Here is a 15443-nt window from a genome sequence, read left to right on the forward strand (position 1 = left end):
GATTAATGACTATTAAAAGAGACATAACTTGGCGTGTAGGGGTAGTTTATTTACTCCTAGTTGCTGCGGCTATATTTGTTTTTGGTAAGGTTGTTTATCTGCAGGTAGTTGAAGGCGAGGAGTGGAGAGAGATGCAATCGCATTTAACCAATCGCGAAAAAAGTATTGAAGCCAACCGAGGAAATATATTAGCATGCGATGGTCGTAAATTGGCTTGCTCTGTTCCAAGTTATCGTTTGCATATGGATATGAAAGCAAATGGCTTAACGGATGAAATATTTAATGCAAATATTGATAGTTTAGCATATTGTCTTTCTTCATTTTTTAAAGATCAATCAAAAACTTACTATAAACGTAAACTAATTGCAGCTCGTCAAAAGGGGTCTAGATATTACCGAATACACAGACGAAGAATTTCTTATACCGAGTTGAAAGAGATAAAGCAATTTCCAATATTCCGTTTAGGGAAAAATAGGGGAGGGTTTATAACTGAACAAATTGATAGACGAAAACTACCTTTTGGTATGTTGGCCTCTAGAACTATCGGAAAGTTATACGAAGAAAAAGAAAAAGGTGGAATGATTGGCCTTGAACGTGCGTTTGATAATGAGCTTAAAGGTAGAGAGGGATTAAGTGCTTATACTAGAATTTCCGGCAGGTGGGTTCCCGAAGAAATCATTGCGCCGAAAAACGGATTAGATATTCAAACTTCATTAGATATCGATATTCAGGATGTTGCTGAAAAATCGTTAATGAAGCAGCTGAATAAGTACGAAGGCGGTCACGGTTCAGCCATTGTTATGGAAGTGGAAACCGGTAAAATAAAGGCCATTGTAAACTTGCACAAAACGAGCAATGGTAAATACATTGAAGATCATTTTAATTATGCAATTGGAGAAGCTACGGAACCTGGGTCAACATTTAAGTTGGCTAGTTTTATATCAGTATTAGAAGATGGCTATATCAATTTAGAAGATTCAATAGATACTGGCAATGGTAAAATGAAATTCTACGATAGGTGGATGCGAGATAGTCATAGAGGTGGATTTGGGAAAATTTCTTATCAGCAAGTATTTGAAAAGTCTTCAAATGTGGGTACTTCAAAAATGATCGTAGATCATTATAAGAGTGATCCGAAACGTTTTGTGGAGCGTTTGTATTCAATGGGTTTAAACAGGCAGAATGGCATTGAAATTAAAGGAGAAGGTGAGCCAATGATTAAGTATCCTGGTTCTAAGTCGTGGTCCGGAGTTTCTCTTCCATGGATGTCGATTGGTTACGAAGTGAAAATGACACCTCTGCAAACATTAACCTTCTATAATGCCGTGGCCAATAACGGTAAGATGGTAAAACCTTATTTTGTTACGGGTATTTACGAGCATGGTTCTTTGAAGAAGGAATACAAACCAGAAATAATAAATCCATCTATTTGTTCTTTACCAACTATTGAAAAGGTGCATGAGATGCTCGTTGGAGTAGTTGAAAATGGAACAGCAAAAAATATTAGAAATAGTAATTATAAGATTGCTGGGAAGACTGGTACCGCACAAGTTGCAAAAGGTTCAGGAGGTTATAAGGGTGGTTCAGGAGTAGAATATCAAGCAAGTTTTTGTGGTTATTTTCCTGCTGAACGACCTAAGTATTCTTGCATTGTTGTGGTTAAAGGCTTATCGAGCAAGGGATATTACGGCAATATTGTTGCCGGATCCGTTTTTAAGGATATCGCTGATCGAGTGCATGCTTCGGGTTTTGATATGGCAGAAGAAGTAGTTGAAGCAATGCCGACATCAGGAGTTTTACCTTACTCCAAGGGAGGTACTAAAAATGATCTACTAACTGTGTTTACAACCATAAAAGCACCAATAGATGGCAAGGAGGTTGAAGCAGATTGGATCTCAACCCTAGCCCAGGAGCATAAAATTAATTTTAGTCGAAAATCCTTTTCAAATGGTTTAGTACCTAATGTAAAAGGTATGGGTGCTAAAGATGCAGTTTCTTTATTAGAGAATGTTGGATTAAAGGTAATCGTATCTGGCAGGGGTAAAGTAACTGAGCAGTCTGTAAGTGCAGGATCAAGAGTAGTAAAGGGTAAACAAGTTTTTTTAAAGTTAAGTTAATGAAGGTTTCATCTATATATAACTGTACCGAGGTTATCAACATAGTTGGTGATGATTCTGTGGTATTTAATAATATAGTTTTCGATTCGCGTAAAGTGACCGAGAATGATTTGTTTGTGGCTGTAAAAGGTTATTCAGTTGATGGTCATCAATACATCAGTAAAGCCATCGCTTTAGGATGTTCTGTTGTGGTTTGTGAACAAATGCCTTATGAAGAATATAAGAATATAACCTTTGTTTTAGTAAAGGATAGTTCGGTTGCTTTAGGCCAAATTGCCTCAGCTTATTACAGAAATCCTTCTTCAGAATTAAAAATAATTGGGGTTACAGGAACTAATGGTAAAACTACTATTGCTACTTTGTTGTATCAATTGTTTGCACACCTAGGGTATGAAAGTGGTCTGTTGGGAACGGTAGCAAATTATATAGGTTCAAAGAAATTAAGTTCTACGCATACTACTCCCGATCCAGTAACATTAAATGCGTTGCTACGCGATATGGTTGATGCTGGTTGTGAGTTCTGCTTTATGGAGGTGAGTTCTCATGCTATCCATCAAAATAGAATTGCAGGAGTCAATTTTAAGGGTGGAGTATTTACCAATATAACACATGATCATTTAGATTATCACAAAACTTTTTCTGCTTACATAGCGGCTAAAAAGGCCTTCTTCGATAGCTTGCCAAAAAATGCATTTGCCATTACTAACGCCGATGATAAGAATGGGATGATAATGATGCAAAATTGCAAAGCTCAAGTTAAAACATATTCTATTCGTGCCATGGCCGATTTCAAGGCTAAGATTATTGAGAGTATGATTGAAGGAATGCAACTGCAGATTAATAATAAGGAGTTATGGACTCCATTCGTGGGTAAGTTTAATGCGCAAAATTTACTAGCAGTATATGGCGTAGCATTGAGTCTAAATCAGGAAGAGGATGAAGTATTACTGGCCATAAGTAAATTAAATGCTGTTGATGGCCGATTTCAAACTATCCGATCAAATAATGGAATCACTGCTGTAGTTGATTATGCGCATACACCAGATGCATTAATTAACGTAGTAGAAACCATTAATCAGATTAGGAATACTGAGCAAAACTTAATTACAGTAGTTGGAGCAGGCGGAGACAGAGATGCTACCAAACGACCAGAAATGGCTAAAGCAGCTGTTTCGGGGAGTGATAAAGTAGTGCTTACTTCGGATAATCCACGATCAGAGGATCCTCAGGCAATCATTAATGATATGATGAAAGGTGTTGATGGGGCAGATGGATTAAGGGTATTATCAATTGCTGATAGAAAGGAAGCCATAAAAACGGCATGTATACTTGCAAGGCCAGGTGATATAATTTTAGTGGCAGGTAAAGGTCACGAGGATTACCAAGAAATCAAAGGGGTAAAGTATCCTTTTGATGATAGAGAAATTATTAAGGAAATATTTGAACTGATATAATTACAACAATATGTTATACTACTTATTTGAGTTTTTCAATGAACTTGACGTACCTGGAGCAGGTATATTTAAATATATTTCTTTCCGTTCAGGATTGGCTGTAATTACATCATTGTTAATAAGTACTTTCTTTGGCAAGTATATTATTCAATTATTGCAAAAAAAGCAAATTGGCGAAATAGTAAGAGATCTTAATTTGGAAGGTCAGTTTGCAAAAAAAGGAACTCCAACAATGGGTGGCCTAATTATAATTGCCTCTATTTTGGTTCCAACTTTATTGTTTTGTAAACTCGATAATGTATATGTAATACTAATGATAGTATCTACACTATGGTTAGGTACAATTGGCTTTTTAGATGATTACATTAAAGTATTTAAAAAAGATAAAGAAGGATTAGCTGGTAGATATAAAATTGTGGGACAAGTAGGTTTAGGCTTAATTGTTGGCTTAACACTATCTTTTAGCGATTCGGTTGTGGTACGCGAAAATGTGGTTGGCGAAACTATTCAAGTTCAGTTAGAAGATGGAACAAGTATTGAAAAGCAAGTTACCAGAGATGTGAAATCAACTGCAACAAGCATTCCTTTCTTGAAAAATAATAGATTTGATTATGCCTGGTTCGTCTCTTTTTTAGGCGATAAGGCAGCCTCATGGGCATGGATTGTTTTTGTAATTGCGGTAATCTTCATTACCACAGCAGTATCTAATGGGGCCAATATGACTGATGGCTTGGATGGCCTGGCAACAGGGACATCGGCAATTATTGGTACTACTCTTGGTATATTAGCTTATGTATCCTCAAGTGCTTTATGGTCCGATTATTTAAACATCATGTTTATACCACACTCTGAAGAATTGGTGGTTTTTATGAGTGCATTTATAGGAGCAACCATTGGCTTTTTGTGGTATAATTCATTTCCTGCTCAAGTTTTTATGGGAGATACTGGTAGTTTAACTTTTGGAGGATTAATTGCAGTATTTGCTATTACAATTCGTACAGAGTTACTAATCCCAATTCTTTGCGGAATTTTTATGGTGGAGAATTTATCAGTTATGATACAAGTGTTTTGGTTTAAATACACCAAAAAGAAATATGGCGAAGGCAGAAGAGTTTTCTTAATGGCGCCTTTGCATCATCATTATCAGAAGAAAGGATATACGGAATCTAAAATTGTTACTAGATTTTGGATTGTGGGTATTATGTTGGCAGTATTAACCATTGTTACGCTTAAAGTTCGATAAACTATATGGGAGTTGATGTTGTAATATTAGGTGCTGGAGAAAGTGGAGTTGGGGCTGCATTGTTAGCTCAAAAACTGCAGCTGTCAGTTTTTGTTTCTGATTTGTCTGAAATCAAAAGCAACTACAAAGCTGAGCTAGATGAGGCATCAATTGCTTACGAGGAAAAGAAGCACTCTCAGGATATTATATTATCAGCCAAAACTGTAGTTAAGAGTCCTGGTATTCCTGATACTGCACCATTAATAGTGGAGCTAACAAAAAAAGGGATTCCTGTTATTTCAGAAATTGAATTTGCTGTAAAGTACACATCATCAAAGTTTATTTGTATTACCGGAAGTAATGGTAAAACCACTACGACTTTGTTAATTCATAATTTGTTAAAGAATGCCGGGATTAATGTTGGGCTAGCCGGAAATATTGGACAAAGTTTAGCCCGTCAGGTGGCATTAGGAAATAAGGTGGATTGGTACGTGCTTGAGTTAAGCAGTTTTCAATTAGATGGAATGTATCGGTTTAAAGCTGATGTTGCTGTGTTATTAAATATTACTCCTGATCATTTAGATAGATATAATTATGAGATGAAGAATTATGTGGATTCTAAATTTCGAATTATTCAAAATCAAACCGATAAAGATTATTTTATCTATTGTTCAGATGATGAAACCATAACTCAAAAATTGGAGGAGATTGAATGTAAACCTCAAAAGTTAGCCTTCTCTGCTAATCAATTAGAGGGTGATGGTGGCGTTTATAAAAATGATACCCTTATAGCTCAGTTAAATGGTAAAGCTTTAGAAATACCATTCGAGGGATTACAAATTAAGGGGGTGCACAATGCATATAATGCACTAGCAGCTAGTTTAGTATCATTAATATTAGAATTAAAGAATCAAGATATACAAGATGGATTATGCAGTTTTTCTGCAGTAGAACATCGATTAGAGGAAGTGAGAATTGTTAACAAGGTTGTTTTTATCAATGATTCAAAAGCAACTAATGTGGATAGTGCATGGTATGCTTTAGAAAGTATAAATACCCCAATTATATGGATAGCAGGTGGTGTTGATAAAGGCAACGACTATTCGCAATTGAAACATTTGGCTTCGGAAAAAATAAAAGCTTTGGTTTGTTTAGGAACCAATAATGAAAAGTTAACATCAGGTTTTAAGGATTTTATTGAAACGATAGTAGAAACCGATAATATTGAGGAAGCAGTTAAGCTTGCATCCGATTTAGCTGTTGAAAACGAGACTGTTTTGTTGTCGCCAGCTTGTGCTAGCTTCGATTTATTCACGAGTTACGAGCAGAGAGGAAATCTTTTTAAAGAGTATGTGCGAAAGTTATAAGTTGTAGTAATGGGAATAAAAGCAAATTTACAAAAGTACTTTAAGGGCGATCCTATTTTGTGGGGCGTTATTGCTATTCTTGCGGCATTTTCATTGTTAGCAGTTTATAGTGCTACAGGCTCTCTTGCTTATAAATATCAAGAAGGTAACACCTACCACTACATGTTCAAGCATTTGGCATTTTTAGTTGGAGGTGGGGTTATTATATATACAATTCACCTTATGGATTACCGAATATTTGCAAAGTTTGCAACGGTATTTCTTTGGGTATCTATCACACTTCTGTTTATCACATTATTGGTTGGTTCTAATTTAAACCAAGCATCACGATGGTTAACCGTTCCTGGAATAGGAATCTCCTTTCAGCCTTCAGAGTTAGCAAAGCTTGCGTTAATTACATTTATAGCACGCACCCTTGCTAGATATCAAGATGAAGATGGCGCTATAGATGCATTTAAGCCCATTATGGTTTATGTGATGATAGTTTGTGGTTTAATTGTAAAAGAGAATTTGTCCACAGCAATGTTGATTTTTCTAATCAGTTTTATTATGATGTTTATTGGTCGCGTACCAATTAAAAAATTATCATACGTGATGTTGGCGGGTTTCGGAATTGTGGCTTTTATGTTGTTTTTAGCACCTAAATTGCCCTTCTTTCATCGTGCTAAAACATGGAGTGCAAGGGTTGAAAGGTTTATGAGCGATGATGATACGCAATCCGAAGGTAATTATCAATCGCAACAAGCACAAATGGCTGTTGCAACAGGAGGATTGTTTGGTAAAGGGCCGGGTAATAGTCAACAACGAAACTTTCTACCACACCCTTATAGCGATTTTATTTTTGCCATTATAGTTGAAGAGTTTGGTTCTTTTGGGGCCTTAATTATTATAATGTGTTACATGGTATTCTTGTATCGTGCAGGAGTTATTGTTAGGGCAAGTTCCCGAACCTTCCCAGCATTTTTAGCCATCGGACTATCTTACTTATTGGTATTTCAGGGCTTTATAAATATGGGAGTGGCAGTTGGTATATTGCCAGTAACAGGACAAACGCTACCGTTGGTAAGTATGGGGGGAACCTCCATTTTGTTTACATGTGTGGCTTTGGGAGCTATTTTAAGTGTGAGCAGAAATAATATTGAAGAAGCAGAAGAATTAAAAGCAGAAAGCGTAAAGCAAACCGTATAGTTACTTTTTTATGACAAAAGATAATTCGCAAATACGAGCAATTATAAGTGGAGGTGGAACAGGGGGACATATTTTTCCGGCTATTTCTATTGCCAATGAATTAAAGAAACAAATCTCAAATATTGAGATTCTGTTCGTTGGTGCTGAAGGTAAAATGGAAATGGAGAAAGTACCTGCAGCTGGTTATAAAATTGTAGGGCTTCCGGTTGCTGGTTTTCAACGTCGCTTAACGCTTAAAAACATAACCTTCTTCTATAAGCTTTTTGCAAGTATGCTAAAGGCCAAAAAGGTTACAAGAGAATTTAAACCAAATGTGGTAATTGGAGTTGGAGGTTATGCAAGTGGTCCTGTATTAAGGGTAGCTACAAATAAAAATATTCCTACTTTAATTCAAGAACAGAATTCTTTCCCAGGAGTTACCAATCGTATTTTATCAAAAAAAGTTAGTAAGATTTGTGTGGCTTATCCTAGCATGGAGAAATTTTTCCCTCAAGAAAAGATTGTTTATACAGGTAACCCGATTCGCCAGAGTTTGCTCGAAGGAATTACACGCGAACGAGCGGCTCGTTATTTTAATTTAGACCCAAATAAGAAAGTTGTTTTTGTTACAGGCGGTAGTCTTGGGGCGCGAACAATTAATGAAGGAATAAAAAAGTATATAGATCAGTTTACACAGAATGATATTCAGTTAATATGGCAAACGGGTAAATATTATTACAAAAGCATCATGGAGGAAGTATCAGAAACTGAATCCATTAAAATTATGGCATTTGTTGATAATATGGAAGCTGCATTTGCTTTGGCAGATGTTGTGGTTTCAAGAGCAGGGGCTTCTTCAATTTCAGAAATGTCGGCGCTGCAAAAGGCTGTGGTATTTGTACCGTCACCAAATGTATCCGAAGATCATCAAACAAAAAATGCGAAAGCCTTGGTTGATAAGAATGCAGCATTGATGATTGCGGATAAAGATGCGGTTGAAGTTCTAGTTCCAGATGTGATAAAGTTAGTTGAGGATACAAAAAAACTATCCGAATTAAAAAACAATATAGCTCAATTTGCAATGCGTAACGCGTCAAGTTTAATTGTAGATGAAGTGTTAGCCCTAGTAAAAAAGAAGTAATGAATTTAGAAAAAGTAAAAAGTGTTTTCTTTATTGGTATTGGTGGTATTGGCATGAGTGCCTTAGCACGCTATTTCCATGCCAATGGTTTTATTGTATCTGGTTATGATAAAACAGAAACAGTTTTAACTTCAGAACTAATCACTGAGGGAATTGCGATTAAGTTTAATGATGCAATTGAGGAAATTGCTCCTGAATTTTTAAACTCTGCTACAACACTAGTGGTTTATACTCCAGCTATTCCCAAAGAACATAAGCAGCTAAATTATTTTGTTGATAATGGTTTCCAAGTAAAGAAGCGTTCGCAAGTATTAGGGATGCTTACCGCTGCGCATAAAGGCATTTGTGTTGCCGGAACGCATGGTAAAACCACGGTATCAACCATGATCGCACATTTATTAAAACAATCAAAAGTAGATTGTAGTGCTTTTTTAGGAGGCGTATCTCAAAACTATAAAACCAATTTATTGCTTTCAGATACATCCGACTATGTTGTTTTAGAAGCAGATGAATACGATAGATCATTTTTGCAATTACAGCCGTATTTTGCATTGGTAACTTCCATGGATGCTGATCATTTAGATATTTATGGAACGGATTTAGAGATTAAAAAATCATTTCAAGATTTCGCATCTTTAGTTAGAGATGGTGGTGTTTTATTAGTTAGTCACAAGCTAAATAACTCAATAAATTCAAATAAAGGAGTTCAAAAATTAACCTACTCTTTAGATGATGAAGAAGCCAATTTTTATGCTTCGCATATTGAACTCAAGAATGGTAAATACTGTTTTGATTTAAATACGCCAGAGGGATTATTCAAGCAGTTAACTCTTGGGATTCCAGGATTACTTAATGTTGAAAATGCAATAGGCGCTTTGGCATTAGCTGTTTTAGCAGGAGCACAGCATCAAGAATTGCAGGATGCCTTACTGAATTTTAAAGGAATAAGAAGACGGTTTGATTACCAGATTAATACCGATGATTTAGTGTTGATTGATGATTATGCACATCATCCTGAAGAAATTAATTTAACATTAAATTCGGTTAGAGCACTTTATCCTAATAGAAAAATAACGGGTGTATTTCAGCCGCACTTGTATAGTAGGACAAAAGATTTTTATAAAGAGTTTGCTAAAAGTCTTAGTCAGCTTGATGAACTAGTGATGCTTGATATATATCCAGCACGTGAATTACCTATCGAAGGTGTCAATTCAGAAATGATTTTAGATCTGGTTCAGCTCGATAAAAAAATGGTGAGTACAAAAGACGATTTATATGATCATATCAAGGCTTTAAATCCGCAAGTTATATTAGCTATGGGGGCTGGCGACATTGATAAGGAAATACAAAAGTTAGTAAGTAAGTTTAAGGAAAACTGAAATAGCAGTAATTAAAAAATAACATATAGAATAGTACCTTAATTATAAGGGTGATAAGAAGTTAATTTTTATATTTAAAATGTCTAAAGGAATTGGTTATTAATGGTTGCAAAAATTAAAAATATTATTTTGTGGGTGGTGGTAATTGCTTACTTCCCAATTTTATTTGCATTTATTTCGGTAACAAAATCTAAACAAGTTTGTACAGGAGTAAGTGTGGCTGTTGTTGATAGTACTAATGCCGCATTTGTAAACTCTAACCAAATTAGTGAAGTAATTCTTAAAAAATACCCCAATTTATTGGGAGGAAACACTAAGTCGATTAATTGTGAAGATATTGAATCATTTTTAATCAAACATGAAGCCATTAAAAGCTGTGAAACATACAGGACTATTGAAGGTAGGTTAAATGTATTTATTGAACAACGAAAGCCTTTGTTAAGAGTATTTTCGGGTTATAAGTCGTATTATATTGATGAATTTGGTAAATCAATGCCACTGTTTGACCAATATACGGCTAGAGTTTTGGTTTTAAGTGGTCATGTGAATAATTTAGACAGCTTAACAGAAGTAATAGAATTTGCTCAGTTTATTTCAAATGATACGTTTTGGAATGCACAAATTGAACAAATATATGTTGAAAAGAATGGAGAGTTTTCTCTTGCTCCGAGAGTAGGAGATCAAAATATATATTTAGGATCTTTAGAAAACTATCCTATCAAAATGAGAAATTTATACGCTTTATATACCAAAGGTTTACACCCTAGAGAATGGAATAATTATAAGAGTATAAATTTACAATACGAAGGTCAAATCATTTGTACAAAACGCTAATATTATGAGTAATTCGTCCAATTTAATTGCAGCAGTAGATATAGGTACCACAAAGATTGTAGTTGTAGTTGGAAACGCTGAACCCAATGGTAAGATAAATATTATTGGAGTTGAAAAGGTGCCATCAACAGGTGTGAAACGTGGGGTTGTATTAAATATAGATCAAACAGTTAGTGCGATCAAAGATGTTATTTCCATAATCGAAAATAAATACGAACTTACCCTAAGTGATATTTATGTTGGGATTGCGGGTCAGCATATCCGAAGTTGTCAGAATAAGGGGTATAAGTACATCGATAACAATCATGAGATTACACAACTAGATGTTGATTCTTTATTTCATGAAAATTATAAGATTCCGTTAAATCCAGGTGAAAATATACTTCATGTAATAGCCCAGGATTATGTTGTGGATAATGAACCAGGTGTTCGTAATCCAATCGGAATGTCGTGTCGAAAGCTAGAGGCAAATTATCATATTGTAATTGGACGAAAAGCATCTGTTAATAATATTGAAAAGTGTATTAACAGAGTTGGCTTAAAAATTAACGATATCATTTTAGAGCCTATAGCATCTGCTACAGCAGTATTAACTGAAGAGGAAAAAGAAGCAGGTGTTGTGCTTGTTGATATTGGTGGTGGTACCACGGATGTTGCCGTTTATGTAGATGGTTTAATTCGTCATACTGCAGTAATTCCATTAGGCGGACAGGTGGTTACTTCTGATATAAAAGAGGGTTGCGCTGTGCTTCTGAAGCAAGCGGAAGCCTTAAAGGTACAATATGGTAGTGCATTAGGTGATCAGGAGCGTGAAGATATGGTGGTTACTATTCCTGGAATTGAAGGATGGGAATCGAAGGAAATTTCCTTCAAATCTCTGGCTTATATTATTCAAGCACGTATGGAAGAAATTATTGATTATGTGATTCAGCAAATCGAAATTTCAGGAATGTATGATAAATTGGGTGCTGGTATTGTAATTACCGGAGGAGGTTCTCTTTTAAAGAATCTATCTCATTTGGTAAAGTACCGAACAGGTTTAGAAGTGAGAGTTGGCTTACCTAATAAGTTTATTCAAAATCAGACTGACGATTTTGCAAAAATACCAATGTATTCAACTAGTATAGGGATATTATTGTCTGCGGTAGAAAACCCGGTAAAACAGGTGGTAGAGCAGGAATTATTTCCGGATATTGAGGTTGAACAGAAACCTATTACAACTGCCCCTCGTAGGGAGAAAAAGAAAAGAGAGAAGATTGAAACAACAGGAAGTCTTTTCGGAACACTTAAGAATCAAATAGCAGGTATATTTGATGAGAAAGACATGGAAATGTAAGTTTGTCTGATAGGTGTGATTTTGTATTATTTGTGAAATAGAGAGTTTGAAAATTAAGCGATATGAGTGAGGACATAATGAACTTTGAGTTAGCTCAAAATGAAGACTGTATCATTAAGGTTATCGGAGTTGGAGGTGGAGGAAGTAATGCTGTAAACCACATGTTTAGTCAAGGGATTAAAGATGTGAGCTTTGTGGTTTGTAACACCGATTATCAAGCATTGGTAAATAGTCCTGTGCCTATTAAGATACAACTTGGAGAGTCGCTTACAGAAGGAAGAGGTGCTGGAAATAAACCGGATAAAGGTAGAGAGTCAGCCATCGAAAATATTGGTGATATTGAAAAGGTATTAAAGGATAATACCCGAATGGTATTTATCACCGCAGGTATGGGTGGAGGAACAGGAACTGGAGCTGCACCTATTATTGCTAAAACAGCACGCGAACTTGGAATACTTACAGTAGGAATTGTAACTATTCCTTTTCGTTTTGAAGGAAAATTAAGAATAACACAAGCTCTGGATGGTATTGCTGAAATGGAGCGCAATGTGGATTCATTATTAGTAATTAATAATGAGAAGTTGCGTGGCATGTACGGCGATTTAAAACTATCGAATGCCTTTGCTAAAGCCGATGATGTGTTATCAACAGCAGCAAAAGGAATTGCTGAAATTATTACCGTTCATGGGTATATAAACGTGGATTTTGCAGATGTTGAAACTGTAATGCGCGAAAGTGGTGTTGCCATTATGGGTAGTGCCAATGCTGATGGTCCTAATAGAGCCATTGATGCCATAACTAAGGCCTTAGAATCGCCGCTGTTGAATAGTAACGATATTAGAGGAGCTAAAAATATACTATTGAATATTACTTCTGGCGAAGAGGAAATTACCATGGATGAGGTTGGTGAAATTACCGATTTTGTTCAAGAAACCGTGGGAGCTTCAGCTTCAATTATATGGGGTACTGGAACTGATGCTGATTTAGACCATCAGGTAAATGTAACCATTATAGCCACTGGTTTTGATACAAGAAGTATTGCTGAATTTTCTCAACGTAATGAACCCAAAATAAAGAAGTTTACTTTGGAAGGTAGTAGTGGGGAGGAAGCCCGAGTTGAAAACAATACCGAGGAAGTAATTGATTTAAATGTGGGAGAGGTTCCTGAGGAGAATGAGGAATTAGATGCCGATAAGCGAATCAATCTTTTTTATAATACAGCCACACGCAAGCCAGCTAAAGAAACAAAGGGAGAACAGGAATTAGCCTTTGAAGCAGATGCTATAAAAACTGGAGTTAGTGAGCGTTTTGAGCTTTCGCAAGAAGATATGGAAGATGATAGGTATATTGAGCGAATAGAAAATATACCAGCATATAAACGTAAGCGTGTAAAACTTCAAAGTACCGAAGCTGAAGAGGAAGACTTTAAAGTTTCAAGGTTTACGATTTCTGAAGATAAAAGTGGCAAGACGAAAATAGTAAGAGATAACCCTTACTTACATGATAATGTAGATTAGACTTAAGAAAAAATATAATAATGGCAATAGTAGAAGAAGTAAATAGCGGTATCAAAGAAGCCATGAAGGCTAAGGATAAAGTAAGGCTTGGTGCTTTACGAGGCGTAAAAAAGGAATTAATTGAAGCTAAAGCGGCGAAAGGCGTAGATGCTGAGATTACAGATGATGAGGCGATTAAAATTATCACTAAGATGGTAAAACAGCGCAAGGATTCTATTTCTATTTATAATGAACAAGGCAGAGCAGATCTTGCAGAGACTGAGGTTGCTGAGGTTGAAGTGTTATCGGTATTTTTACCAGAACAGTTAACAGGAGAAAAGCTTGAAGAAGCAGTAAAAGCAGTTATCGAAAAAGTGGGTGCTTCATCTATGAAGGAAATGGGTAAAGTAATGGGTGTTGCTAGCAAAGAATTAGCTGGTAAGGCCGATGGTAAAGAAATATCGGAATTAGTAAAAAAGTTATTGGCTTAAGATTCAGTTAATAATCTAGATATTATGAGGGAGTCCTGTTCGGACTCCCTTTTTTTGTATTATAATTTTTTTCCTTGCATTACTTCTTCATCTCGCTTAAGCGAATATTTGAGTAAGAAGAAACCACAAAGTCCGGCTATTATTGATCCAATAAAAATACCAATCTTAGCTTGGTTAAGTAGGTCGCCACTATAGGCCAAACTGGCGATAAAAATACTCATGGTAAAACCAATACCACCGAGTAAAGCCAAGCCTGCAAATGATAACCACGAAGATCCTTTGGGTTTAATGGCAATGCCTAATCGTACGGCTAGCCATGAGAATAAAGTAATCCCTATCAGCTTACCAAATATTAAACTAACCGCAATAGCTATTGATACTGAAGTGAGGATAGGAGCACCCTCGTGTCCGCCGCTAAGCATAACACCTGCATTGGCTAATGCAAAAATAGGAAGCACAAAAATACTGATGAAACCGTGGAATTGGTGTTCGATATATTGTAATGGGCTACGTACTTTAGATACTGCATATTCCATTTCATCAACTGCTTCTAACTGTTCATCACTTAGCACAATCTCATGCGCGTTTTTGGGGATGTTTAAAAAGGTTGAAATACCACGTTGCATACGCGGTACAAATTTGTCGATATGAACTTTTGGTCGTGCTGGAATTGTGAAGGCAATAAGCACTCCTGCTATGGTGGCATGTAAACCGCTACCAGGTCCTTCTGTACCCGACATAAGCACCAAATACCAAATAATGAAACCAAGGAATGTGTAAATTTTTAGATCTTGAACATTTCTTAGGTTTGCTACGGTTAAAATAAGTAATAGAACGCCGGCAATCATAAGGTATGTCCAGTTTAAATCGCCACCATAAAATAAGGCAATTACTAAAACAGCACCTAAGTCATCAACAATGGCCAATGCCGTTAAAAATACCTTTAAACTTAGTGGTACTCTTTTTCCTAGCATACCTAAAATACCTAACGAGAAGGCAATATCAGTAGCCATTGGTATTCCCCAACCATCAGCAGCATCTCCAGAGATACCAAAGCTTACAAAAAATAAGATAGGAACAATCATACCTCCAATAGCACCAAAAATTGGTAAAGCAGCTTGTTTAAACGAACTTAATTCACCGGCTAAGAATTCGCGTTTAATCTCTAAACCAACTACAAAAAAGAAGATGGCCATTAAACCATCGTTGATCCAATGGTGCCAGGTCATGTTAATTGCAAACATCTCCACTTCAATTGCAAACATATCATGCCAAAGGTGCTCGTAGCCATGGTGTGCAACGTTAGCCCAAACTACCGCGGCAAAGGTAGCAAGCATCAATAGCACACTTCCATTGCTTATAGCTTTAAAGAAGTTCCGGAATATATTCTCATCCTTAGTATTAGTTACACTTGTCATTTTTTTTTCAGTTATTGATTA

Annotated in this window: 12 protein-coding genes; 11 read left to right on the forward strand and 1 reads right to left on the reverse strand. The window is 36.1% G+C overall.

Annotated features, from left to right (window positions below; all coding sequences use genetic code 11):
- Positions 1–5 precede the first annotated feature (5 nt).
- The 11 genes from A8B35_RS03715 to A8B35_RS03765 all read left to right on the forward strand — a co-directional run bounded on the left by A8B35_RS03715 (position 6) and on the right by A8B35_RS03765 (position 14004).
- On the forward strand, positions 6–2117 hold the full coding sequence (locus tag A8B35_RS03715; protein WP_075602055.1) for a penicillin-binding protein: 2112 nt from the start codon (positions 6–8) through the stop codon (positions 2115–2117).
- Positions 2117–3571, forward strand: coding sequence for a UDP-N-acetylmuramoyl-L-alanyl-D-glutamate--2,6-diaminopimelate ligase (locus tag A8B35_RS03720; RefSeq protein WP_075602056.1), 1455 nt, complete (start codon positions 2117–2119; stop codon positions 3569–3571). Before A8B35_RS03715 ends, A8B35_RS03720 begins: the two co-directional genes overlap by 1 nt.
- A 10-nt stretch (positions 3572–3581) precedes the next feature.
- Positions 3582–4814, forward strand: a complete 1233-nt coding sequence (gene mraY / locus A8B35_RS03725) for a phospho-N-acetylmuramoyl-pentapeptide-transferase (RefSeq protein WP_075602057.1) — start codon at positions 3582–3584, stop codon at positions 4812–4814.
- Between the two features lie 5 nt (positions 4815–4819).
- Positions 4820–6160 carry a UDP-N-acetylmuramoyl-L-alanine--D-glutamate ligase gene (gene murD, locus A8B35_RS03730; protein WP_075602058.1) on the forward strand — a complete coding sequence of 447 codons (1341 nt, stop codon included), beginning with the start codon at positions 4820–4822 and terminating at the stop codon, positions 6158–6160.
- A 9-nt stretch (positions 6161–6169) separates the two neighbouring features.
- Complete coding sequence (locus A8B35_RS03735; protein WP_075602059.1) at positions 6170–7348, forward strand: FtsW/RodA/SpoVE family cell cycle protein; 1179 nt, start codon at positions 6170–6172, stop codon at positions 7346–7348.
- A 10-nt stretch (positions 7349–7358) separates the two neighbouring features.
- On the forward strand, positions 7359–8468 hold the full coding sequence (gene murG / locus A8B35_RS03740) for an undecaprenyldiphospho-muramoylpentapeptide beta-N-acetylglucosaminyltransferase (RefSeq protein ID WP_075602060.1): 1110 nt from the start codon (positions 7359–7361) through the stop codon (positions 8466–8468).
- The gene (gene murC / locus A8B35_RS03745; RefSeq protein WP_075602061.1) at positions 8468–9847 is read left to right on the forward strand and encodes a UDP-N-acetylmuramate--L-alanine ligase; all 1380 of its coding nucleotides are present in this window, start codon (positions 8468–8470) and stop codon (positions 9845–9847) included. Before murG ends, murC begins: the two co-directional genes overlap by 1 nt.
- A 102-nt stretch (positions 9848–9949) precedes the next feature.
- Entirely contained in the window at positions 9950–10681 is a 732-nt protein-coding gene (locus A8B35_RS03750; protein ID WP_075602062.1) for a cell division protein FtsQ/DivIB, read from the forward strand.
- A gap of 4 nt (positions 10682–10685) precedes the next feature.
- Complete coding sequence (gene ftsA, locus A8B35_RS03755; RefSeq protein WP_075602063.1) at positions 10686–12017, forward strand: cell division protein FtsA; 1332 nt, start codon at positions 10686–10688, stop codon at positions 12015–12017.
- A 62-nt stretch (positions 12018–12079) separates the two neighbouring features.
- Entirely contained in the window at positions 12080–13534 is a 1455-nt protein-coding gene (gene ftsZ, locus A8B35_RS03760) for a cell division protein FtsZ (RefSeq protein WP_075602064.1), read from the forward strand.
- 20 nt (positions 13535–13554) lie between these two features.
- Positions 13555–14004, forward strand: a complete 450-nt coding sequence (locus A8B35_RS03765) for a GatB/YqeY domain-containing protein (protein WP_075602065.1) — start codon at positions 13555–13557, stop codon at positions 14002–14004.
- A gap of 59 nt (positions 14005–14063) precedes the next feature.
- Here A8B35_RS03765 and nhaA read toward each other — a convergent pair whose 3' ends face one another.
- On the reverse strand, positions 14064–15422 hold the full coding sequence (nhaA, locus tag A8B35_RS03770; protein WP_075602066.1) for a Na+/H+ antiporter NhaA: 1359 nt from the start codon (positions 15420–15422) through the stop codon (positions 14064–14066).
- Positions 15423–15443 lie beyond the last annotated feature (21 nt).

The sequence above is a fragment of the Saccharicrinis aurantiacus genome (genome assembly GCF_001660705.2).
Classification (GTDB): domain Bacteria; phylum Bacteroidota; class Bacteroidia; order Bacteroidales; family Marinilabiliaceae; genus Saccharicrinis; species Saccharicrinis aurantiacus.

Coding starts and splice junctions, on each gene's coding strand:
- murG (WP_075602060.1), top strand. CDS start 7,359: ATGACAAAAGATAATTCGCAAATACGAGCAATTATAAGTGGAGGTGGA.
- nhaA (WP_075602066.1), bottom strand. CDS start 15,422: ATGACAAGTGTAACTAATACTAAGGATGAGAATATATTCCGGAACTTC.
- A8B35_RS03720 (WP_075602056.1), top strand. CDS start 2,117: ATGAAGGTTTCATCTATATATAACTGTACCGAGGTTATCAACATAGTT.
- ftsZ (WP_075602064.1), top strand. CDS start 12,080: ATGAGTGAGGACATAATGAACTTTGAGTTAGCTCAAAATGAAGACTGT.
- murD (WP_075602058.1), top strand. CDS start 4,820: ATGGGAGTTGATGTTGTAATATTAGGTGCTGGAGAAAGTGGAGTTGGG.
- A8B35_RS03750 (WP_075602062.1), top strand. CDS start 9,950: ATGGTTGCAAAAATTAAAAATATTATTTTGTGGGTGGTGGTAATTGCT.
- A8B35_RS03715 (WP_075602055.1), top strand. CDS start 6: ATGACTATTAAAAGAGACATAACTTGGCGTGTAGGGGTAGTTTATTTA.
- A8B35_RS03765 (WP_075602065.1), top strand. CDS start 13,555: ATGGCAATAGTAGAAGAAGTAAATAGCGGTATCAAAGAAGCCATGAAG.
- murC (WP_075602061.1), top strand. CDS start 8,468: ATGAATTTAGAAAAAGTAAAAAGTGTTTTCTTTATTGGTATTGGTGGT.
- mraY (WP_075602057.1), top strand. CDS start 3,582: ATGTTATACTACTTATTTGAGTTTTTCAATGAACTTGACGTACCTGGA.
- ftsA (WP_075602063.1), top strand. CDS start 10,686: ATGAGTAATTCGTCCAATTTAATTGCAGCAGTAGATATAGGTACCACA.
- A8B35_RS03735 (WP_075602059.1), top strand. CDS start 6,170: ATGGGAATAAAAGCAAATTTACAAAAGTACTTTAAGGGCGATCCTATT.